At 46.5% G+C, this 20551-nt stretch carries 15 protein-coding genes; 3 read left to right on the top strand and 12 right to left on the bottom strand.

Features of this window, described 5'->3' with window-relative positions; all coding sequences use genetic code 11:
- Positions 1–79 precede the first annotated feature (79 nt).
- Both OM416_RS24405 and OM416_RS24400 read right to left on the bottom strand, forming a co-directional pair.
- A complete protein-coding gene (locus OM416_RS24405) occupies positions 80–1561 on the bottom strand; it encodes a DHA2 family efflux MFS transporter permease subunit (RefSeq protein ID WP_264934047.1) in 1482 nt (493 codons plus the stop codon).
- Positions 1562–1629: 68 nt separating this feature from the next.
- The gene (locus tag OM416_RS24400) at positions 1630–2217 is read right to left on the bottom strand and encodes a TetR/AcrR family transcriptional regulator (RefSeq protein WP_264933889.1); all 588 of its coding nucleotides are present in this window, start codon (positions 2215–2217) and stop codon (positions 1630–1632) included.
- 270 nt (positions 2218–2487) lie between these two features.
- Between OM416_RS24400 and OM416_RS24395 the strand changes: the two genes are divergently transcribed.
- The gene (locus OM416_RS24395; protein WP_264933887.1) at positions 2488–3411 is read left to right on the top strand and encodes a LysR family transcriptional regulator; all 924 of its coding nucleotides are present in this window, start codon (positions 2488–2490) and stop codon (positions 3409–3411) included.
- 40 nt (positions 3412–3451) lie between these two features.
- On the opposite strand, the gene OM416_RS24390 is transcribed toward OM416_RS24395, so the two are convergent.
- From OM416_RS24390 to OM416_RS24355, 8 genes are all read right to left on the bottom strand, one after another.
- Positions 3452–4216, bottom strand: a complete 765-nt coding sequence (locus tag OM416_RS24390; RefSeq protein WP_264933885.1) for an SDR family NAD(P)-dependent oxidoreductase — start codon at positions 4214–4216, stop codon at positions 3452–3454.
- Between the two features lie 22 nt (positions 4217–4238).
- The gene (locus OM416_RS24385) at positions 4239–5945 is read right to left on the bottom strand and encodes a M28 family metallopeptidase (protein WP_264933883.1); all 1707 of its coding nucleotides are present in this window, start codon (positions 5943–5945) and stop codon (positions 4239–4241) included.
- Positions 5938–7191 (bottom strand): M20 metallopeptidase family protein, encoded by a 1254-nt coding sequence (locus tag OM416_RS24380; RefSeq protein ID WP_264933881.1) that lies wholly within the window; start codon positions 7189–7191, stop codon positions 5938–5940. Before OM416_RS24380 ends, OM416_RS24385 begins: the two co-directional genes overlap by 8 nt.
- 35 nt (positions 7192–7226) lie before the next feature.
- Entirely contained in the window at positions 7227–8216 is a 990-nt protein-coding gene (locus OM416_RS24375; protein WP_264933879.1) for an ABC transporter ATP-binding protein, read from the bottom strand.
- Positions 8194–9210 (bottom strand): ABC transporter ATP-binding protein, encoded by a 1017-nt coding sequence (locus OM416_RS24370; RefSeq protein ID WP_264933877.1) that lies wholly within the window; start codon positions 9208–9210, stop codon positions 8194–8196. The genes OM416_RS24375 and OM416_RS24370 overlap by 23 nt, the downstream gene beginning before the upstream one ends.
- A complete protein-coding gene (locus OM416_RS24365) occupies positions 9188–10111 on the bottom strand; it encodes an ABC transporter permease (protein ID WP_264934045.1) in 924 nt (307 codons plus the stop codon). Before OM416_RS24365 ends, OM416_RS24370 begins: the two co-directional genes overlap by 23 nt.
- Before the next feature lie 21 nt (positions 10112–10132).
- Positions 10133–11083 (bottom strand): ABC transporter permease, encoded by a 951-nt coding sequence (locus tag OM416_RS24360; protein WP_062834196.1) that lies wholly within the window; start codon positions 11081–11083, stop codon positions 10133–10135.
- A 92-nt stretch (positions 11084–11175) separates the two neighbouring features.
- Positions 11176–12780 carry an ABC transporter substrate-binding protein gene (locus tag OM416_RS24355; protein ID WP_264933875.1) on the bottom strand — a complete coding sequence of 535 codons (1605 nt, stop codon included), beginning with the start codon at positions 12778–12780 and terminating at the stop codon, positions 11176–11178.
- A 257-nt stretch (positions 12781–13037) separates the two neighbouring features.
- Between OM416_RS24355 and OM416_RS24350 the strand changes: the two genes are divergently transcribed.
- Entirely contained in the window at positions 13038–14540 is a 1503-nt protein-coding gene (locus OM416_RS24350; protein WP_264933873.1) for a carboxypeptidase M32, read from the top strand.
- Positions 14541–14684: 144 nt separating this feature from the next.
- Here the strand turns inward: OM416_RS24350 and OM416_RS24345 are convergent, their stop codons facing one another.
- Together OM416_RS24345 and OM416_RS24340 are read right to left on the bottom strand one after the other, a co-directional pair.
- A complete protein-coding gene (locus OM416_RS24345; RefSeq protein ID WP_264933871.1) occupies positions 14685–17939 on the bottom strand; it encodes a bifunctional cytochrome P450/NADPH--P450 reductase in 3255 nt (1084 codons plus the stop codon).
- A 289-nt stretch (positions 17940–18228) separates the two neighbouring features.
- Positions 18229–19149, bottom strand: coding sequence for an NAD(P)/FAD-dependent oxidoreductase (locus OM416_RS24340; protein WP_264934043.1), 921 nt, complete (start codon positions 19147–19149; stop codon positions 18229–18231).
- A gap of 393 nt (positions 19150–19542) precedes the next feature.
- On the opposite strand from OM416_RS24340, the gene cyoE reads away from it, so the two are divergent.
- Positions 19543–20472 (top strand): heme o synthase, encoded by a 930-nt coding sequence (gene cyoE, locus OM416_RS24335; RefSeq protein ID WP_062834191.1) that lies wholly within the window; start codon positions 19543–19545, stop codon positions 20470–20472.
- The last annotated feature ends 79 nt before the right edge of the window (positions 20473–20551 follow it).

Genomic DNA, 20551 nt, shown 5'->3' with positions numbered 1-20551 from the left:
AAAAAAAAGCGATGCGTCCTTAAGGTTAAGGAACACATCGCTCTTATACAATATCAAATTGTTATTGTTAGTTAGTGGATTAATGCATAGGACCTTGTTGTCCAGCCTGAGCTCCAACTTTGACCCGTTTCACAAAGAGTGAAGTAATCAAACCGATAATCGACAGAACTAATGCGAATACAAACGCATTCTGTACACCTGACGTGAAACCTGCCAGTTGATTTTCTGGACTTTCCGGGTTCGCCACACCGCTTAAGAAACTGGATTGTCCTGCGCTCAATATACTTACCGCAACTGCTGTACCGATCGCTCCGGACACCTGTTGCAGTGTATTCATGATGGCAGTACCGTGTGGATAATACTCACGTGGCAATTGGTTCAGACCATTCGTCTGTGCAGGCATCATAATCATCGAGATTCCGACCATCATGAACACATGCAGTGTAATGATTTTAGCCAGTGTTGTTGTTGGTGTAATTCCAGTGTACATGAAGAGTACAATCGTTACGATAGCCAGACCAATAATCACAAGCCACTTCGGACCGAATTTATCGAATAGACGCCCCATAACTGGAGACAGTAATCCATTCAACAAACTACCCGGCAATAGAACTAGTCCGGCAGTTAACGCTGTAACCGCCATACCTTGTTGCAGATACATTGGCAGGATCAGCATGGATGACAGCATCATCATCATACAGATGAAGATCAGAATCAGACCAATCGTAAACATCGGATATTTGAACGCTCTCAGATCCATCATTGGCTGTTTCATTCTCAGCTGACGGATGCTGAATAACAACAAGGACAGTGCGCCAATGACGATCGTGGAGATAACAACTGGACTTGTCCAGCCACCGCCAGTTTCTCCATGTCCTCCTGCACTACTGAAGCCGTATACGATACCACCAAAGCCGACTGTAGATAGAATGATGGATAATACATCAATTTTGGGCTTGGTCAACTTCGAAATATTCGGCAAGAACAACAAGCCGCATACCAGTGAGATCAGGAAGAACGGCAAGGAGATCCAGAAGATCCAGTGCCAGCTCAGATTAGCCAGGATCAAACCGGAGATACTCGGACCACTTGCTGGTGCAAACATGATAACCAAACCGATCAATCCCATGGCCGCGCCACGTTTCTCAATCGGGAAAATAACCAATATGGTGTTAAACATCAGTGGCAACAATAGCGCTGTACCTATCGCCTGCAGTACGCGTGCCACCAACAGAATTTCGAAACTAGGTGCAAGTGCAGCAACAAATGTTCCTGCAATTGAGAAAATCAAGGATGTTGTAAACAGCTGTCTTGTGGAAAACCATTGCAACAGCATACCGGATACAGGTACCAGGATTCCCAACACAAGCAAATAACCTGTGGTTAACCATTGAATTGTTGTAGGACCTACTTCAAGTAGAGTCATAAGTGGCGTCAAAGCCACGTTTAATGCCGTTTCTCCAAACAGACCAATAAAGCCGCTCAGCAGCATGGCGAACAAAATCGGAAATACCTTATATTGCTTTGTTTCTTCTTGATTCTGTGCAGAATCAGCCTTCATGGAAACCTCCACGATCCCATCCTCCTCAAACGTATCGAACTTTCTTTTTCTCTGTCTCTTGGTATAACTTATTGAATCTGTCTGGCATTCTTCGCCACAACCGACAAATAATCAGCAGCCGTCAGCAGAGGCTGTTTATCCTGATTCGTCAGGCTGATAATCAGTGCTCCCTCGATCAAGGAAATCACCAGCAGTGCCGTCTCCCGCGCCTTCTCTTCACCAACGCCATCCAGAATCAGATGTTTCTTAATCACATGCTGCCAATCTGCAAATACACCCTGACACGCAACACGCAACTGCTGACTAATACATGATGTCTCCACAGCTGCCCAGAAGCTGAATGGCAAAAACCCGGTAAAACCAGCTGCTTCTGTTTCATGAGCCAAATCATGAATAAATCCCTGAATGGCATCCCCCGTGTTGTCATGAGCTGCAAATGTTTTCTCAAATGTCTCCAGGATATGTTCATTGGCTTTTTGAATACACTCGTGCGCGAGCTCTTCCTTGCCATGCGGGAAATAATGGTACAACGACCCTTTCGGCGTACTACTCTCCTTGATGATCTGATTCAGACCGGTCGCATGATATCCTTGTGAAAAAAACAGTCTGGCTGCTGTGCTGACAATGGACTCTCTAGCATTAGACTTTTCACTCAACGAAAGCCACTTCCTTCAAATAATTATAACAATCGGTCTATATAATTAAACCCGCTCAGATCAGTACTGTCAATCATTTTTATTTCAAATTTTAATGTAAACGTTAACAGTTCAAAAGTAAGAAAATACACCAAGCGACTGCGCTTGGTGAGTTTATCAAAATATTAAATTCCAATTGGAATAGTATGCATTATTCATGCTATACTAATCGAGAAATTGTAGATCATTATTTAAAACATACATTTATAAAGAAAGGTGTTTGCTATGGAAATGCGAATGATTAAGACCTTTCAAACCATTGTAAAGCTTGGAAGCTTTCAGCAGGCAGCAGAAGCATTGCAGTATTCACAACCCGCCATCACACAACACATTCAGAAGCTTGAAGGGGATCTCGGTGTGAAATTAATTGACAGAGGAAAGAAGATTAAATTGACGGAAGCGGGGAAAATTTTTTACGCCAGAGCCGATCAGCTTCTTAAAGAATATGAGTACTTAACGAATACAATCTCGGACATCCAGCAAGGGCAAGCCGGTTATGTGCGAATCGGAGTATCCGAGCCAACAGCGAGTCACAGACTTCCGGCGATTCTGTCTTCGTTTGTGGAGAAGAATCCAAAGATCAGACTCAGCATCCGTATTGGGGACAGCAAGTTGCTAAATGAGCTGGTTGTGGATGAACAGCTTGACTTTGCCGTCTGCCCTTCTCCAGAAACTAGTCTGGATACCGAGTTTCAGCCTCTTCTTTTTGAACCCATGGCCTTATTGTTGTACAACACGCATCCATTCGCTCAAGCTACTGAAATACATTTGCAGGATCTCAAAGGGCAACCGTTTCTGTTCACACCTCCGAATTGCCCGATTCGAATTCGAATTGAACAACTGTTGGCCGAGAAAATTGACAGTGATTATCAGGGTATCGAAATAAGTAATATCCGATCTCACAAATATTATGTACAAGCCAAATTGGGTATAACGATTGCTCCCATAGCTACGATCTCTCCTGCCATTCCGGGAACGGTTATCCAACCTATTGCCGATCTGAAGGTTGGCCCCATCGTGGGCGTTTTGCGTAAACGAAATACTCCGCTTGGTACTGCGAGCGAGAAGCTGATGATGGATATTCGAGCCGCCCTACTCCAAAGTAACCTGTACGTTCCAGAGTTCGAGCTTCCTTCCAAGCTGGCATTGCCATAAAATGACTTGCCAGCTGCAATCATAGTATAGGACTCATTCGCTACTTCAGTCTGCCCGCTGTGCGTCCGCCATCTACCGTCAGTATGCTGCCCGTTATAAATGAAGCCAGTTCCGAGGTTAGATACAAAATGGCTTGAGGAGCATCGTCGGGACCTGACGTCCGACCTAAGGGTGTAATTTTAATCATATGTTCCGTATGTGCCTGTGTCATCACACTAACCTCACTGCCGGGTGCATATCCCGGTACAACGGCATTAACCCGAATTCGATATGGTGACAATTCCAGTGCAAAGGTTTTGGTGAGCATCTCGATCCCTACTTTGGAAACGGAATAATTCCCCATGCCAACACCGGCGGTGGAAGCGGCTCCCGAACTTATATTAATGAAGGAGCCTTCCACCCCGCTTACAATCATCTGATTGGCAAACTGCTGTGTGAGTAGAAACGGTGCTGCCAGATTTAGATCCATCGTATCATTCCAATCCTGAAGCGTCATGTTCATCAGTGTGCGATATGGGTATATCCCTGCATTATTGATCACAACATCTGGCGCATTCCATTGGTGTTCAACCACGTGAACCAATTCATTGACGGAGTGTTCGTCAACAAGGTTGGTCACATGCCAGTGCAACTCCACACCCTCCTGCTTCAGTTCATCCGCTACATCCCTTAGAGCGTTTTCTCGAATATCGGACAGATAAAGTTTCGCCCCTTCGGCTGCATATGCTCTTGCAATCCAACGTCCAAATACACCAGCAGCCCCAGTAATGACTACCTTTTTACCAATAAATCTTCGTTCAGTCATGATGTTCTCTCCTTTATGCAATTCAGTTGGAATGGACATGCCTCTCGCTTTCGGTCACAAGAAGAATCGCCTGTTTAATCTCATAACCGATACGATTCACCTGACGTACAAGTGATGTTCTTAACCTGTAAAAGACTTCACTGCCCCCTGCGGCCGTAGCCAACTGTTCGGCTTCCGCAAGAGCGGGTACCAGCACATGACTGCCTGCGAGATCATGATCATAACGGCTGCCTTGAACGTAGTTGATGGGAACAAGCCATCTGCTGAGTGCCAATATTGTTCGATTCACCTCTGAAAGTGATGTATCCGGCAAGGAACCACGTTCAACTCGTTCATAGAATCGATCCGTAATAGCCTGAAGATGTTGTACCCTGCTTGTTATATATGAAAAGTCTATATGCTCCCCGGCAAGCTCGGCGTAATAGCCGATTCTGTCCGATAACGTCTGAACAGCTGGTCTCTGATCAATGGGAATGATCGGAGATGACGCGGCATGGTAGAGTGCTGCTAGATACACTCTGCAATCCCTTGCCAGAACATCTCCATCAATTTTGTCCAACGTATCCTCCGTCGTATGCCACCACCAGCCAAACCAGCCTTCAGGCTGATAGGATAAACCCATGAAAGCCGACGGAAGTCCGGCGCCCCAAAAGGACTGATCCCCCGACCTGCCAAAAGGCGAACCACGGAAAGGCTCATCCGTTACAATCCGGATCGCCTGCTCGCATAACCCCTTAGTCTCTGCCATTGTGTTCGCCGCAGCCAGATTGCTGGCACCCTTGGCGCCCACAGAGTCAATATTGATATGGAGCACGCCATTCTCGTGCAAATCCTCCCAATGAAGATCACTGTATAACGCAGAACCCGCATATCTGCCATGGGAATGCCCGGACCAAAAAGCGAACCGAACCGAACGCCGCAGAGAATGACGGTACAGAGATAATACACGTGCCACTTCCACCATGACTGCATTAGCGGAGCCGTTATCCATCGCACCATAATGCCAGGAATCCACATGTCCGCTGAAAAGTATAAAGGACTCCGGCTCCACCGTGCCTTGTATCTCTGCAATCAGTGTAGGGATCTTGACCCAGCCCGTTTTCACCTCGGCATGCAGCGTAACCTTTACCGAATCACCATCACTCGCGGATATCAGCGACTTAAGTTGCTCTCCGTCAGCCTTATTGACCGATAGCACCGGAATGTCAGGATAGCCATCATCCTCTGGTGTCGGATTCCCCCAGACGGAAGAAACGATCATCTCATGCGTATACGCACCATTATTAATAAATATGATTGCCTTGGCACCCTGCTGCTGCAAACGGTGAATGGTTGTCCAATTCGCCAGTCCGTGCACGATCACCGCGCTGTTGATCCGCTGACCTTCCTTGGAGTTCTGGTCTTTTTCTTCCAGATCCAGGAATCTCAATTCCGTGTTCAATTGTTCCGCCTGGGCCGACATCGAATGTGTAATAGCCGTGAAAGAGATATCACCAACCCGGAGTTCTGCTCGGAGCGGGATACTAATGTAAGCCTCGTTAAACGTAAGCTCCGTGGTCAGACCGAAGCTCTCCAATTGCTCTTGAATATAACGAAATGCCCGCAGTTCTTCTTCAGATCCGGACAAACGAATCTCCTTAGCAATCTCTTTGTTGTATTCAAGCAGCAGATCACGATTGATCTCATGCAGAACGACATTCAGCTCCGTTTGTTGCTGCAACTCAGCCATTTGCATTCCCCCTTTCCTCTTTGCCTGCTGCAACGCCTAATGCAACCCATGATTCATCATCATTGCTCTGGTTCAAATAATGAATGGCCGTTTCGCCAAGAACCGATATGCCTGTGACAATAGCTTGCTCATCAAAGATAATTGAATCACTGTGAAGAGGAAGCTGTGAGCGGGCATCTCCCTCTGCCACCGTTCCGAGCCGGAATATGGCTCCAGGCACATATTCAAGATAAGCACCAAAATCTTCGGCGCCCATGGATGGTTCTTTCAGATAAACGACCGATTCCCTACCAATCACAGACCCCGCTGCATGTTCAATCACGTCGACTACGTAATCATCATTAATAACAGGAGAACCGCCGCGGTAATAGTCGAATTCCGCTTGACCACCAAAACCTTCCGCAATCGTCTCAATGAGACGCTTCATATATACTGGCACGGCTTCACGCGTCTCGGGATTGTGCGTACGGATCGTACCTCTGAGTTGCACTTCACCAGCGATAACATTATAGGCGTTGCTATTGCTTTGCAGCTTCGTGATCGAGATGACCGAAGAATCCAGTGGAGACAGGTTGCGGGATACGACCGTTTGCAGCGCAGTTATGATCTGGGCAGCAATAATAACCGGATCAACCGTGCGATGAGGATACGCAGCATGCCCCCCTTTTCCCGTCACCCGAATATCAAAAGCATCTGCCGCGGCCAGCATGGCTCCTTTACGTAATCCAATCTTGCCTGCGGGCAAATCCGGCCATACATGCAGGGCAATAATCGCATCCAACTCAGGGCTCTGCAATACACCTGCCTCAATCAGATCCGTAGCTCCTCCCCGTACTTCCTCCGCAGGCTGGAAAATAAATTTCACCGTTCCCTGAAGTTCATCCCTGTGCTCACTTAAGGCCGCTGCTGTACCGAGTAATATCGCTGTATGCACATCGTGCCCGCAAGCGTGCATCACACCTTCGCGAGTGCTGGCATATGGCAATCCGGTCTTCTCCTCAATAGGCAGGGCATCCATATCAGCGCGAATCCCAATCGTTCTGCCGTCACGCCCACCTTTCAGAAGCCCAACCACCCCTGTTCCACCTACACCCGTGTGTACTTCAAGGCCAGCCTCCGTTAAAAATTGGGCAACCAGCTTGGCCGTTTCAAATTCCTGATGACCAAGCTCCGGATTCTGGTGAATATGGCGGCGGAGCCGAATCGCCTCGTCCTTCCACTTTTCAGCTGTGATACGAAAACTCATCGTTGTATTCCTCCTCTTCCATGTTGAATTGACCACTATTCGTTATATAAATGACACTGCACTTCTCGCTCTGGTGTGACGAAGCGTTTCTGCGGAACGACCTGACGGCAGGTCTCCATCACATAAGGACAACGGGTATGAAAAACACAGCCCGAGGGAGGATTAAGTGGAGAGGGAATCTCCCCGCTTAGTACCACTCTCTCCCGCTTCACACGCGGATTCGGAATGGGTACCGCTGACAACAGAGATTTGGTATACGGATGGAGTGGATCGGCGAACAACGCTTCTGCGGGTCCCTGCTCTACCATTTCGCCCAAATACATCACGCCAATGCGATCGGCAATATGACGTACCACGCTAAGGTCATGGGCAATAAACAAATAGGAAATTCCCAGCTCCTCCTGAACCTCTTCCAATAAATTGATGACCTGGGATTGGATCGATACATCCAGCGCCGATACCGGTTCATCACATATAATAAGCTTCGGCCCAAGGGCCAGCGCTTTGGCTATGCCCAACCGCTGGCGTTGACCGCCGGAAAATTCGTGAGGAAAGCGCTCATAATGCTCTTCACTGAATCCGACTTTGCGCAGCAATGACAGGGCTGTCTCCATTCTGTCCCGTTTATTGCCTTTCTTATGGATTAATAGCGGTTCTTCAATTGAATATCCCACACGTTTGCGAGGGTCCAGCGAGGTATACGGGTCCTGGAAAACCATCTGCATATGTTGCCTGTAATTTCGCAATTCTTTTTTGTTTAATCCGAGAATGTCTGTCCCCTCATAAAATGCTTTCCCGGACGTCGGTTCGACAAGTCTGAGAATGGATCGACCAAGTGTGCTCTTGCCACAACCGGACTCTCCTACTAAACCGAAGGTTTGCCCGGTATGGATGTCGAAGGACACACCATTCACCGCCTTGACTTGTCCTTTGGTTCGCCCAAAAGAAGATCGAACTGGGAAATGTTTGTTCAGATTGCTTACCTGTAATAGCGGCTTCGACTCAACCAATGATTTCGAGTTCATGTGTCTCCTCCTGAATCGTTGCTATTCCGGGATACCAGCAGCGTACCGAATGTTTCTCATCCACCTGTTTCAATGGAGGTGCTGCTCGCAGGCACTGTTCATCTGCATAAGCGCATCTGGGAGCAAACCTGCATCCCTCGGGAATCTGATGTAGCGCTGGAACCGTTCCCTCAATGACGTGCAGCTTGCTGTGTTGTTCACCATCTATTCGTGGAATGGATTTCATTAAACCTGACGTATAGGGATGCTTCGGATCGAAAAATAAATCGTCCACACTGGCCTCCTCCACGACTTGGCCCAGATACATAACAGCCACCCTTGTACATGTCTCTGCGACAACACCCAGATCATGTGTGATCAGGATAACCCCCAGCCCCGTCTTCGATTGCAGACTCTCGATCAGTTCCAGAATCTGAGCCTGAATCGTTACGTCCAGCGCAGTCGTTGGTTCATCCGCGATCAGCAGTTTGGGATTACAGGCCAACGCCATGGCAATCATGACCCGTTGTCGCATACCACCTGAGATTTCATGCGGATGCTCATCTACTCTCTTTTCCGGTGAAGGAATTCCCGTCATTCGGAGCAGGTCTACCGCAGCAAGGCGCGCCTGCTTGCCATTCATGCCCTGATGCAGCTTCAAGCTCTCGGCAATTTGTTTACCGATGGTCTGTACCGGATTCAGGGAAGACATGGGGTCTTGAAAGATCATCGACAGTTCATTGCCACGAATGCTTTCCATTTGTCTTTTCGATAAGCTTAAAAGATCGGTTCCCTCGTAGAGGACTTCACCGGAGTAATCCACGTAGTCTTCATCAAACAATCTGAGGATGGATTCGGCGGTTACGCTTTTTCCACAACCGGACTCGCCTACGATGCCAAGCGTCTCACCAGCAAGAACGTGGAAGGATACACCTTCCACCGGGTGAATCGTTCCCTTTTCGGTTGAAATGGATACTTTCAGATCCTTCACCTCAAGCAGCGGTTGTTTTCCCACGTCGTCTCCCCCTTTTCACCTTATTAGCATGCGGGTCGAGCAGATCTCTTAGACCATCACCGAACAGATTAAGCCCCAACACAACGAGTACCAGGAAAATGCCAGGAAAGACTGTCATCCACCAAGCGTTATAGATTACCGTTTTCCCGTCAAAGAGCATATTCCCAAGACTTGGGGAGGGTGAAGGAATACCCGCACCCAGGAAACTTAATGAAGCTTCCGTCAGGATCGATACGGCAAATATAAAACTGGATTGGATAATAAGCGGGGACAGTGTATTGGGTGCCATATGAATCCAGATGATCCGCCAGCTGCTGGCTCCCTGTGCATGCAACGCTTCGATATAAGTCAGCTCACGAATCACCAGCGCTTTGGAACGAATAATTCGAGCCATGGATGGAATGAAGATAATACTCAAGGCAATAATGACATTTCCCGGATTTGGACCAAGTGCAGCCATAATGGAGATAGCGAGCAGAATGGATGGAAAAGCAAACAAACCATCACAGATACGCATAAATATGTGGTCCAGCACCGAGTAACTTGCAGATAACAGTCCCACAATCATACCGATTAAAGATGCCACGGCCGTAACAGCGAAACCAACTGCCACTGAAATACGCAAACCATATACGGCCCGAGTGAATACATCACGACCAAAGTTATCCGTACCAAAAACATGCTGCCCGCTCGGACCTTTGAGGCGATTCACCGGATCAATCTGTAACGGGCTGTACGGCGTAATTAAGGGCCCAACGATGACCAGCAGAACAACAACCAACAAAATTCCCGCCCCTGTAGTTAACAAGGGATTATTCATAAAACGCCTGAATGCGATACGTCTATTCTTTCCCTTCTTGTGAAGTCCTGACGGAGCGATGGTCGTTCCCGGATTGGTTATCACGTGGTGTCCACCTCCCGTTTATTTCTTGCTTAATCGAACCCGTGGATCGACCAAACCGTACAACAAGTCAACAATCAGATTCACGAACACATAAGCCACCGTAACCAGCAGCACCGAACCCTGAATAACCGAATAATCTCTTCGACTAATCGAGTTCACGATAAGTTGCCCAACGCCCGGAATATTGAATAACGTTTCAATGACCGCAGCGCCTGTAACCAGCCCACCGAATGATTCCCCAATCACCGTTAGAATCGGGATAAACGCAACACGTAACGCATGCGTATACACAATCGTTTTTTCTTTGACTCCCTTGGCTTTCGCGGTCTTGATAAAATTGCCGGACATCACATCGAGAATGGACGATCTTGTCATTCGGGTAATGAGCGCTGCCTGAATGATGCCGAGCACGATGCCTGGTAACAGCAAGTATTTGATATGCTGCCACAGTCCCTCGCTAATCGGCTGATATCCTGCAACTGGTAGCCAGCGCAGCTTTACACTAAAGAACATGACTAACAGTGATCCCAGCAGAAAACTCGGAATTGATATACCAAGCATGGAGAATCCCATCACCGATTGATCCACGATCGTGCCTCTTCGCTTGACCGCTGTAATGCCAAGGAACAAGGCAAGAAAAACACCGATCACCTGTGCAATGATGGCGAGGGATAATGTGGGCGCCAGCCGTTCAAAAAATGCCTCTGTCACAGGCTTGTCCAGAAAGATGGACTCCCCCAGATTCCCTGATAACAACCCCAGCATCCAAATGCCAAATTGCTCATAGATGGGTCTGTCCAGCCCCAATTTGCTTCTTAACTCATCAATGTCGGCCTTTGTCGCCTCTTCACCCAGCAGAATGGCAGCCGGATCACCCGGTGTGACATGAATGATGGAGAACACAACGATGGCGACGACGAACAAAACCGGAATCAAGGATAATAACCGCCGAACGATATATCCACCCATAAGAGGGCACCTCACTCTCGTGTTGGCACACGGAAAGGCGTATTCCTGTAAAAGCGATGCTACGCCTTTTCACCCGTTGCCCTTTGTTTCAGCTACTTGTTGTTGGTTGTATTCCAGAATATAGGACCCAAAATATTTTGGAATCCACTGATGTTTTTCGATAGCGCTGTAACCTGCTTCGTATGTCCGATCTGAGAGAATGGAACTTCGGTCCATACAAATTGCTGCAATTCATCGATCAGCGGCCTTGCGGCTTCTACCGATTCAGACGTGCGAATTCCCTGAAGCAGCTCGTTTAGCTTCTCGCTTTTTAACAGCCCCGCTCCGCCTCCCCAGAACGAGTATTGATAGAACGTAGGCCGGAATGCATAACTCATTGGGTATATATCCCATCCTGTACCTGTCCCGAGCTTCTCCTGCAACGTTGGCCAGTCATAGACATCCAGCTTGACCTTGATCCCAATCGACTCCAACTCCTGCTGCAAAACAACGGCTACGTTATATTGGTCCACATAATCTCTCGTCGTGAAAATTTTGATCTCTTCGCCGTTATAACCGGCTTCCTGAAGCAATTGCTTTGCTTTATCCGCATTGGCCTGGCTGTAAGCTTCCTTGCCCGCTTCCGAGTACCAGTTCGGATATTCCGGAAGGACCAGCGAGGACGTCTTCACATAAAATTGCGGATCACGGAATGCAGACGTCAGAATGTCATCCGCATTCTGGATGGCATTAACCGCCTGACGAAGCTTGACGTTCTTGAACAGGCCGTCATTGCTGTTGTAGAAGTAGCCAATCATTCCTCCTGGACTGAGGAACGTTTGCAGCTCCGGGTTGCCCGCAATTTGCTGTTCATTATCCACAGAGATATTTAAGGCAATGTCATATTCCCCAGACGTAATTCCGGCCAATCTGGTCGACTCGTCTGTGACAAAGCGGAAGTACAAATCATCAACCAGCGCTTCCTTTTTGCCGCCCGCTCCATTACTTGGCTCGGAACGGGCAGAGTAATCCTCATATTTTTTCAAATGAATATATTGATCCTGTTTCCACTCCTCCAACTGAAACGGACCTGTTCCGATGTAGGATTTGATGCCTTTGTCATCTGCCTCATCCACGACTTCCTTCGGATAAATGGCTGCTGCCGGAATCGGATCAGCAAGGAGTTGAAGAGTTAACAGAAATGGTGTCTTTAATTGCAGGACCACGGTAGATGGATCAGTTTCTTTCGCCTCTGCACCTACAAAATTCGCTTTACCATGACTGGACAGCTTGATCCAGCGATTCAGGGAAGCTACTACATCCTCTGCCTGTAGCTCCTTGCCATTATGAAACTTCACACCTTGGCGCAGATGGAATGTATACGATAATTGGTCTTCACTGATCTCATAAGATTCAGCCAGTAGTGGAATGACCTGTGCGTCTTTATCCAACGTCACCAGTTGCTCATAGATCTCACGTGAAATATCCTTGACCGCTGTATTGGAAGAAACGTGTGCATCCAGCGTGACCGGTTGTGTTGGATAACCAACGTTCAATGTCCCGCCGGTCTTGACTTCAGCACCCGTTTGTTGGGATTGATTGTCCCCTGATGATGATGAAGCTTGCGTGTTCTCATCTTGTCCACCCGATGCGCAACCTGCCAGAAGCAGGAATGCCAGAATCATAATTAATGCAGGTTTGGTTCGATTTCTCATCATGTAACCCCTCTCGCTCTCATGCATAATGGTAAATCCGATTTCACGATCCTGAATGATATACAAGTGTTCATGTCGGATTAGTGAAAATTGGTATTTTCAGGCTAAGGGAAAGGCGTGTTTTTGTAAAATAAGCATTATTAATGTGTTAATTCATTTTTTGTAAACTATGAAAAAAGCGTGAAACTATATACATCCAAGTATTCCGATGGTAATATTCAACTTAAATTTCATCCTTTATCTGGAAGGAGTCATCATTCATGACCACACTCGAACGTTTGGACCCTGCGCTTAATCAGCACATCGAAAAAATAGAACATTATAAGCAGGTTCAAACCCTGCTCGCCTGGGATGCCCGCACAGGAGCACCCAAAAAAGGCGCTTCATACGCTGCACGTGCCAAAGCGACCTTAGCCGGAGAGCTATTTCGTTTACAGACGGAACCGGATTTTGGTTTGAGACTGGAGGAAGAAGCACGGAATGCGAACGTTGATGAACTGACCGGTAGAATTGTTGCGGAGCATCTGAAAACATATCAACGCTGGAGCGCGATTCCCAGAGAAGAATATCAGGCGTTTGTACACCAACAAGGTCTTGCTAACGCTGCATGGCTCGAAGCCAGAGCCGCCAATGACTTCTCCATTTTCGCCCCGCATTTGAAGCAGATCTTCGATGCAAGCCTGAAGTTTGCCGGTTATTGGGGGTACGAGCAGCATGCATACGATCCACTCGTGCAGCAATTCGACCCCGACCTGGATACCGTCACATTAAACCGCATTTTCAGTGAACTGAAATCCGCCCTGTTACCTCTGATCCGCCGTGTCGCGGCTTCCTCCAAGCAACCGGATACATCCATATTCACTCGTCCTTTCCCGCTAGCAGAGCAACGACAGCTTGGCATTGAACTGTTAGATGCTATTCGGTACGATTTTGATGCCGGGCAATTCGGTGCAACCGTCCATCCATTCAGTTCTGCTATTAATCCATACGATGCAAGGCTCGCAGCCAAGTTTGTAGAGAATGACGTTCGTGTTTCCCTGTGGAGTGCACTGCATGAAGGAGGACACTCGCTCTATACGCAGAATATTAATCCCGATTTGATTCATACCGGACTGGGTATCTTCACTTCATATGGCATTCATGAATCACAATCGATCTTCTATGAGAAATTCATTGGCAGGCATAAAGGATTCTGGGAAAATAACTATCTCAGCTTGCAAAAAATCAAACCTGAAACGTTTGGCAACGTGAATCTGGATGATTTTTATTTTGCATTAAATGCCGTAAAACCTACGTTTAACCGCTTTGAAGCCGATGAGCTTACCTACAACCTACATCTCATTATTCGGTATGAGCTGGAACAGGCCATTATCGCTGGAGAAGTAGATTATGATGGGTTACCTGACGCGTGGAATGATAAATATGAGGAATATCTGGGGATTCGTCCCCCTACTCATCTGGATGGGATTTTACAGGATGGACATTGGACAGCAGGCTTTGGCTTATTCCCTTCCTATACGCTCGGTTTTGTGTATGCAGCACAATTGCACGAAGCCATTCGCCGCGATCTCCCCGATTATGATCATTTGATTGAATCAGACAATATCGAGACCATTACCGAATGGCTAACAACTCATGTTCATCAATTTGGTAAATCACGATCGGCGAACGAGCTAATCCAGTCTATCACTGGGAAAGGAATTAACACCGCTCCATTGATCCGATATTTGACTAGTAAATACGAGCAACTCTATGAGCTATAATCTGTAATCCTTAATGCACTTTATAAGATGTATCAACCGATCAAAACAGCCGCTAATTTGGATGCAAAGCTCCAGATTAAGCGGCTGTTTGTTAAAATAATTAGATCAAGGACTGTGAAAGCACATAATGGAGTCGAATCCGTCTTAATGTACCTCCTCATGCACGGCCTTAACTGATTCACTTGTTCGTTTATTACCTGCCCACACGTCTTGCATGTAGCGTCCTTCGGCCTGAAGCTGGATAAGCCAGTCTTTCGCTTGCTGCACCGTTGCTCCCTGCGCCTCCTGATATGCTTGCCGCAGAGTCTCTTCCACCGCAGGAGCCATCTGGCTTCCATCCCCGCATACGTAGAGTTTTCCTTTGTTCATCAGCATGTGAAGCAACTGCTCGGAATCCTCCTTCATTAAATGCTGTACATACGTTTTGGGCTTGCCCTCCGCACGAGAAAAAGCAGTGTGAAGCTTAACGATCCCTTCTTGCTCGTATTGTTCAAGCTCTTGACGATATATGAAATCTGAATCATTCCTGCACCCAAAGAACAAATGCGCCTCACTCAGAGACAAACCTCTCTGTTTCATGACAGCTCTCGCCTGAAGGAAACCTCTGAAAGGTGCAACTCCCGTCCCCGGTCCCACCATGATCATCGGAACGTCAGCCTCTTCCGACAGATGAAATTCGGATTCAGGTGTGCGTACAAACATCAGAATACGTTCTCCGGATTGACAACCAGCGAGGTACGATGAAGCAACTCCCAGATATTCGCCTTTACCATTCCATGCAGGCTCTCTTACTACCGATACAGTTATGCTCGCTTGCTCTGAATTGAGGCTTGGCGAGCTGGATATTGAATAATATCTGGGCTTGAGCGGTGGCAATAGTTCAAGGAACCTTTCGAAAGGCAGCTCACACGCCTCATACTTTTCCAGCAGTTCCAGCATGGTGACTCTATTCGCAAGAATATAATCCCTGTAGCTATTTTCGTCCAACATGCCTTCCAGTTCCCGCTTATGAGGTGGGCATACCGTATGATTAGCTAACTCCTGCAACTGTATTCTGGTAACAGGCGTCTGCAATTCCACACAGTGAGTGAGCAACTCGTATAGCTCGACGGGACGGTTCAGTGGAAGGTGTGTAAGGTGGCTGACGTCCGAAGTTAATTGAATTTGAATATCCCCACTTAGTCCGAACCGACGGAGTATCCGATCCACATTCTGCTTCTGATTGCTAGGCAACACGCCGAGATGATCGCCTTCTCGATAACTCATGCCTTCAGGCAGTAACACCTCGATGTGACGTGTGCTTCTCCCACTTCCCAGCGCCTGAAGTTCTTTATTCACCACAACCGTAGCATAGCTGGCATCATAAGTTCGTGCAAGCGGCATATCCGATTTCTCACGGACAACCTCCATTTGAAGCCTGCTAGTGCTTGGTAGGGAGGACTCCACCATTTCAGCGTTAATCCCCAAAGCATTCAACACCTGAGGCCACAACATATGTTGCCAAGCTTCAACTTGTTTCTCCATATCACCTCCGGCATCGGCTTCACCGCGGGATAACATTCTTTTACCTCCCAATATTTCAAGCTTCTCATCCATCAATCGCGGAATGCTCTGGTACGTCCCGGACCAGCTCCGATCTCCACAGCCCAGAACGGCATAGTTCACCCCCTGTGCTTCCTCTGACTCCGCTCCCCTCAACCAGTCTACAAATGCCGTAGCATTTTGCGGTGGTTTACCGTTATACGAAGCAGTAACGATGAGAACGACACCTTGTTGAGGTAATCGGCCCTTCCACTCATTCAGAGTGGCTGCTTCACTTGGGATTCCATAAGAACGGCCTTTCTCCGCAAGCTCTCTGGCAATGCCTTCTGCCGTTCCCAGATTGGAACCATATAACACCAGGACCGATGGGTTACCGTCTGCTTCAACGGTCAGCATTTCTCTCGTCTGGCTGTCACTTGCTACATTTTTATGAACTACAGGAGCAGGTTTTTCTTCTGCATATACAGCAGCCTTATTCATCGTTTGCGAAGTCGTGCGTGCTTTCACCTGAATTCGGAAGTCACCCGGCTTCAACGTTAGCGTCTGTTTAACATCCAACTCATAATTGCTATAATCGATCAGTTCAAAATGTTTGAGGACCATGCCAAGCACAAGTGTTGCTTCATATAAAGCAAACTGCATTCCGATACATGCTCTCTCCCCATTACCAAAAGGTTTATACGCATGATGAGGCACTTTCGTCGTATCCTCAAATCGCTCCGGACGGAAAAGCTCCGCATCCTCTCCCCATGCCTCTCTGTCACGGTGAAGCTGGGGCAAAAGAATACTGCAACTTTCCCCTTTCTTCAAAGGGTATTTGCCACCTATGACGGTATCTTCTTTGGCATATACGTCAAATCCCGGGGCTGTTGGCCATAGACGGAGCGATTCACTGAGAATCATGCGAATATAGGGAAGCTGAAGAATTTCCTCGTACTGTGGTGAGTCACTGACCAAAATCTGATCAACCTCTTCATACGCCTTTTGGAGCGATTCCGGATTTTTCAGTAAAAAATATAGGGCAAAGGATAATAAACCACTCGTTGTTTCATGTCCGGCAATGAGAAATGTAATAATCTGATAACGAATATTCTCATCATCCAGCATTTCGCCAGTCTCCGGATCTTTGCCATTTAACATACGTGCGAGCAAGTCGACCTCTTCGGGTGCTGAACTCGCTTTACGTTCCTCTATAATCTGATCTACCAGAGAGAACATCGTCTGTATATCCTCCTGGAACTGTCGTTTGGTTTTGACCATAAGCAGATTTTGAATTTTCAAACGCGAGCTCTTTTGCATCGCTTCATTTAATGCCCGAACCATGCTTTCAATAAAAGGACTGTGATCCTGTCTGTAAAAACTGTTAAATCGATAATTGAATCCACATAGTCCAATGGTATCCAACGTAAGGCGTGTCATATCGTCCGCAACATCAATCGTATCGTTGGAATTGAGGCGTGCCCACTTATTGATCAGCTGTTCCGCAATATCGACCATCATGGGATGATAACCTTTCATGGCCTGCTTGCTGAAGGTGGGAAGCAGAATGTTATGAGCCTTTTTCCAGTTGGGCTCCGATGTTCTGCTTGTAAATAAACCATCCCCTCCAAAGGCACGTACGTTTTCGAGTTCATTGTATACAAACTTGTCAAAACGGGACACATCGCATAACTCCGCGACAAGATCTGGTCCAGATACGATTAAACCGGAATAACCGGGAACGGTAAGTCGATATATCGGTCCATGCTGTTCAGCCAGAACGCCTAACGACAGCGTGGGTTTATCTTTATCAATTAAGGGCAGATTGCCAAGTGGCCCATACATTTTGGGCTGTGGAATGTATGTTGCATCACTCATGATGATCACCTCTTATCTGTACGCCGTGGAGCAAGGTATTCGTTAGCCATTTGATGACTACTCTGCTTTCATTCATAAGTGATCTCTCCTTTGATGATAATATAAATAATAATGATAGTAATATGTATCATTTGATAATAAAATAAACCAAAATTAATATAAAATCAAATTTTCTTCTGCCTGAATTACTTTCATTTGAACTATTCCACGTTTAAGTTGAACAACAACAAATAGAGGATTGCATATGCAATCCCCTACTCCATGAGCCAGTAGCTCTTTATAATTTCATTTAATATTTACTTCGCTTATTCCATGCTTCCATATTTAACTCACTATTGATACTTACAGCGCTTAATGCTCCAAGAGAAGCAGCGGTAATGGCTTGATACATTTCTGATGCCGCATCTCCGGCGCTGAATACACCCGAAACGGTCGTTTTGCCATACTCGTCAACGACAACTGTTCCTGCATCCGTAATTTCGCAGCCGATCACCTTGGGTAGTTCTGAGCCGGTAGCCAGTTTAGGCCCAAAGAAGATCCCGGTGCACGAAATTTGGGTATCGTCCTCCAGTAATACATGCTGTACCATTCCCTCGCTGGATTCAATGGATCGAATTGGTGAATCCAGTACTCGAACACCATGCTGCTGTAATTCTTCTCGCTGCTCGTCCGTTAATTCATCTGGCCCATTCGTGCAGATCGTGAATCGGCTCGTCCAGCCGGATATGGTTATGGCCATGTGAAATGCCTTGGCTCCATTAACAATAATAACTAATTCTTGATCTCTTAACTCCCAACCATCGCAATATGGACACACAAACGCACTTTTGCCGTATACTTCTGTCAAACCTTTAATATCCAGCGGAAGGTCTTTTTTTCCTACTGCAAAAAGAATTTTCTTAGCTTGATACGTGCCTCCCTGTACAGTTGTAACTTGAAAATCACCATCTGTTCCTGTCACAGTGCTCGCTGTATCGGATACAAATTGAACTGAAGGGTACGCTGCAATCTGTTCTTTGGCTGCCTTGCGGAATTCACGAGGACTGGCCCCATCTCTTGTCACGAACCCATGAGTCTCCCTTGTGACCCAGTTTCGAGGTGTCTCATCGTCTATGACCATGACATTCTTACGAGCCCTGCCAAGCACAAGTGCTGCATTAAGCCCCGCGGGTCCTCCACCAATAATAAGTACATCCAAGAGTTGATTCATATTACTCATATTATTCACCCTTTCAAGACATTTAATATCTCTAATTTATCTTTAAAAATAACCTCCGCTTTCTCTTAAGAAAAGTAATATCGGAGATTTACAAGAACATATCCAAACAAGACCATTAAAGATATCTTATATCTACAATAAACAATACTTAAGCATTTTGCAAGACATATCTTCATCGGTCTTTTTCAACCCAGCCGGGATATCGTAGAAATACCCTCCTGTAACACAGAAATAATTATTTAACAATTAAAAAGCACCTTGTTTTTAAATTGTTCACAATCAAATGACATTATTTTAAATACTAAAACGTTAATTAAATCACATAGTGTATTGAATGGTATAATAGCGACATAATATACAAGTATAGATATAGGAAGTGAGTTCTTGAAAACATTGAATAATGGTTCACAGACCAATATCAGCCTGGAGTATAGCTCGATTCCGAAAGTATTCTTCGATACGATCAAAATCGGAATCATCAAGTCCAACCTGATCGCCATGTTTGCGGGTTTAAGTTTGGCTTTATATGTATTTGATGCTTCAATCTTAGCTAATATTGTACCGATCATCCTTTCCTTTATTGGGTCTTCTCTCATTATCGGAGCTGCAGGGGTGTTTAACAATCTGTATGATCGTGATATTGATGCGATCATGGAACGTACGAAAAAACGTCCTACAGTTACGGGACGCGTAGATACCAAGTCGGGTCTAATTCTCGGTATTGCAATCACCGTCATCGGTGGCATCATGCTGTACATTGCTTCTCCATCTGCTGCTGTATTTGGTATTTTGGGTCTGTTGCTTTACGTGTTCCCTTACACGATGTGGACCAAACGTACAACGATCTACAACACGGAAGTGGGAAGTCTTTCGGGTGCTGTGCCTCCGCTCATCGGTTGGGCAGCCATTTCACCGGAACTGGGTCATTTCGAGATCTGGGCATTGGTTGTTACGATGCTCTTATGGCAAATGCCTCACTTCTACGGGATTGCGATTCGTCGTTTTGACGAATACAAGGCCGCTGGCGTTCCTATGCTGCCTGTCGTTAAAGGCATCAGACGGACATACATTCAGACGAATGTGTATCTGGTACTGTTACTGATCTCCAGCTTTTTATTCTGGCCGATGAGTCCATTTGTCGCTATTGTGGCATTTCTGGTTAGCTTGGCCTGGCTCATTCTTAGTGTGGCTACCTTTGATAAGAAAGAAACAGAGAAATGGTCCAAACGGATGTTCATCTTCTCCATTAACCATATCACTATTATCTTCTTGGTTATCATTGCGTATTCCTTGATTGCTCAGATGATGAGATAAAAATATTCCATCGTTTCACTCGTTATAACGATAAAAGCCTTACAGATTATCCTCTTTTGAAGAGTTGTCTGTAAGGCTT

Source organism: Paenibacillus sp. LS1 (genome assembly GCF_026013365.1).
Lineage (GTDB): Bacteria > Bacillota > Bacilli > Paenibacillales > Paenibacillaceae > Paenibacillus.
Note: the sequence above shows the minus strand (reverse complement) of the source record. Positions and strands in the feature narration are given on the sequence as shown.

Coding starts and splice junctions, on each gene's coding strand:
- OM416_RS24340 (WP_264934043.1), bottom strand. CDS start 19,149: ATGAATCAACTCTTGGATGTACTTATTATTGGTGGAGGACCCGCGGGG.
- OM416_RS24405 (WP_264934047.1), bottom strand. CDS start 1,561: ATGAAGGCTGATTCTGCACAGAATCAAGAAGAAACAAAGCAATATAAG.
- OM416_RS24375 (WP_264933879.1), bottom strand. CDS start 8,216: ATGAACTCGAAATCATTGGTTGAGTCGAAGCCGCTATTACAGGTAAGC.
- OM416_RS24385 (WP_264933883.1), bottom strand. CDS start 5,945: ATGGCTGAGTTGCAGCAACAAACGGAGCTGAATGTCGTTCTGCATGAG.
- OM416_RS24395 (WP_264933887.1), top strand. CDS start 2,488: ATGCGAATGATTAAGACCTTTCAAACCATTGTAAAGCTTGGAAGCTTT.
- OM416_RS24390 (WP_264933885.1), bottom strand. CDS start 4,216: ATGACTGAACGAAGATTTATTGGTAAAAAGGTAGTCATTACTGGGGCT.
- OM416_RS24360 (WP_062834196.1), bottom strand. CDS start 11,083: ATGGGTGGATATATCGTTCGGCGGTTATTATCCTTGATTCCGGTTTTG.
- OM416_RS24355 (WP_264933875.1), bottom strand. CDS start 12,780: ATGATGAGAAATCGAACCAAACCTGCATTAATTATGATTCTGGCATTC.
- OM416_RS24350 (WP_264933873.1), top strand. CDS start 13,038: ATGACCACACTCGAACGTTTGGACCCTGCGCTTAATCAGCACATCGAA.
- OM416_RS24380 (WP_264933881.1), bottom strand. CDS start 7,191: ATGAGTTTTCGTATCACAGCTGAAAAGTGGAAGGACGAGGCGATTCGG.
- OM416_RS24345 (WP_264933871.1), bottom strand. CDS start 17,939: ATGAGTGATGCAACATACATTCCACAGCCCAAAATGTATGGGCCACTT.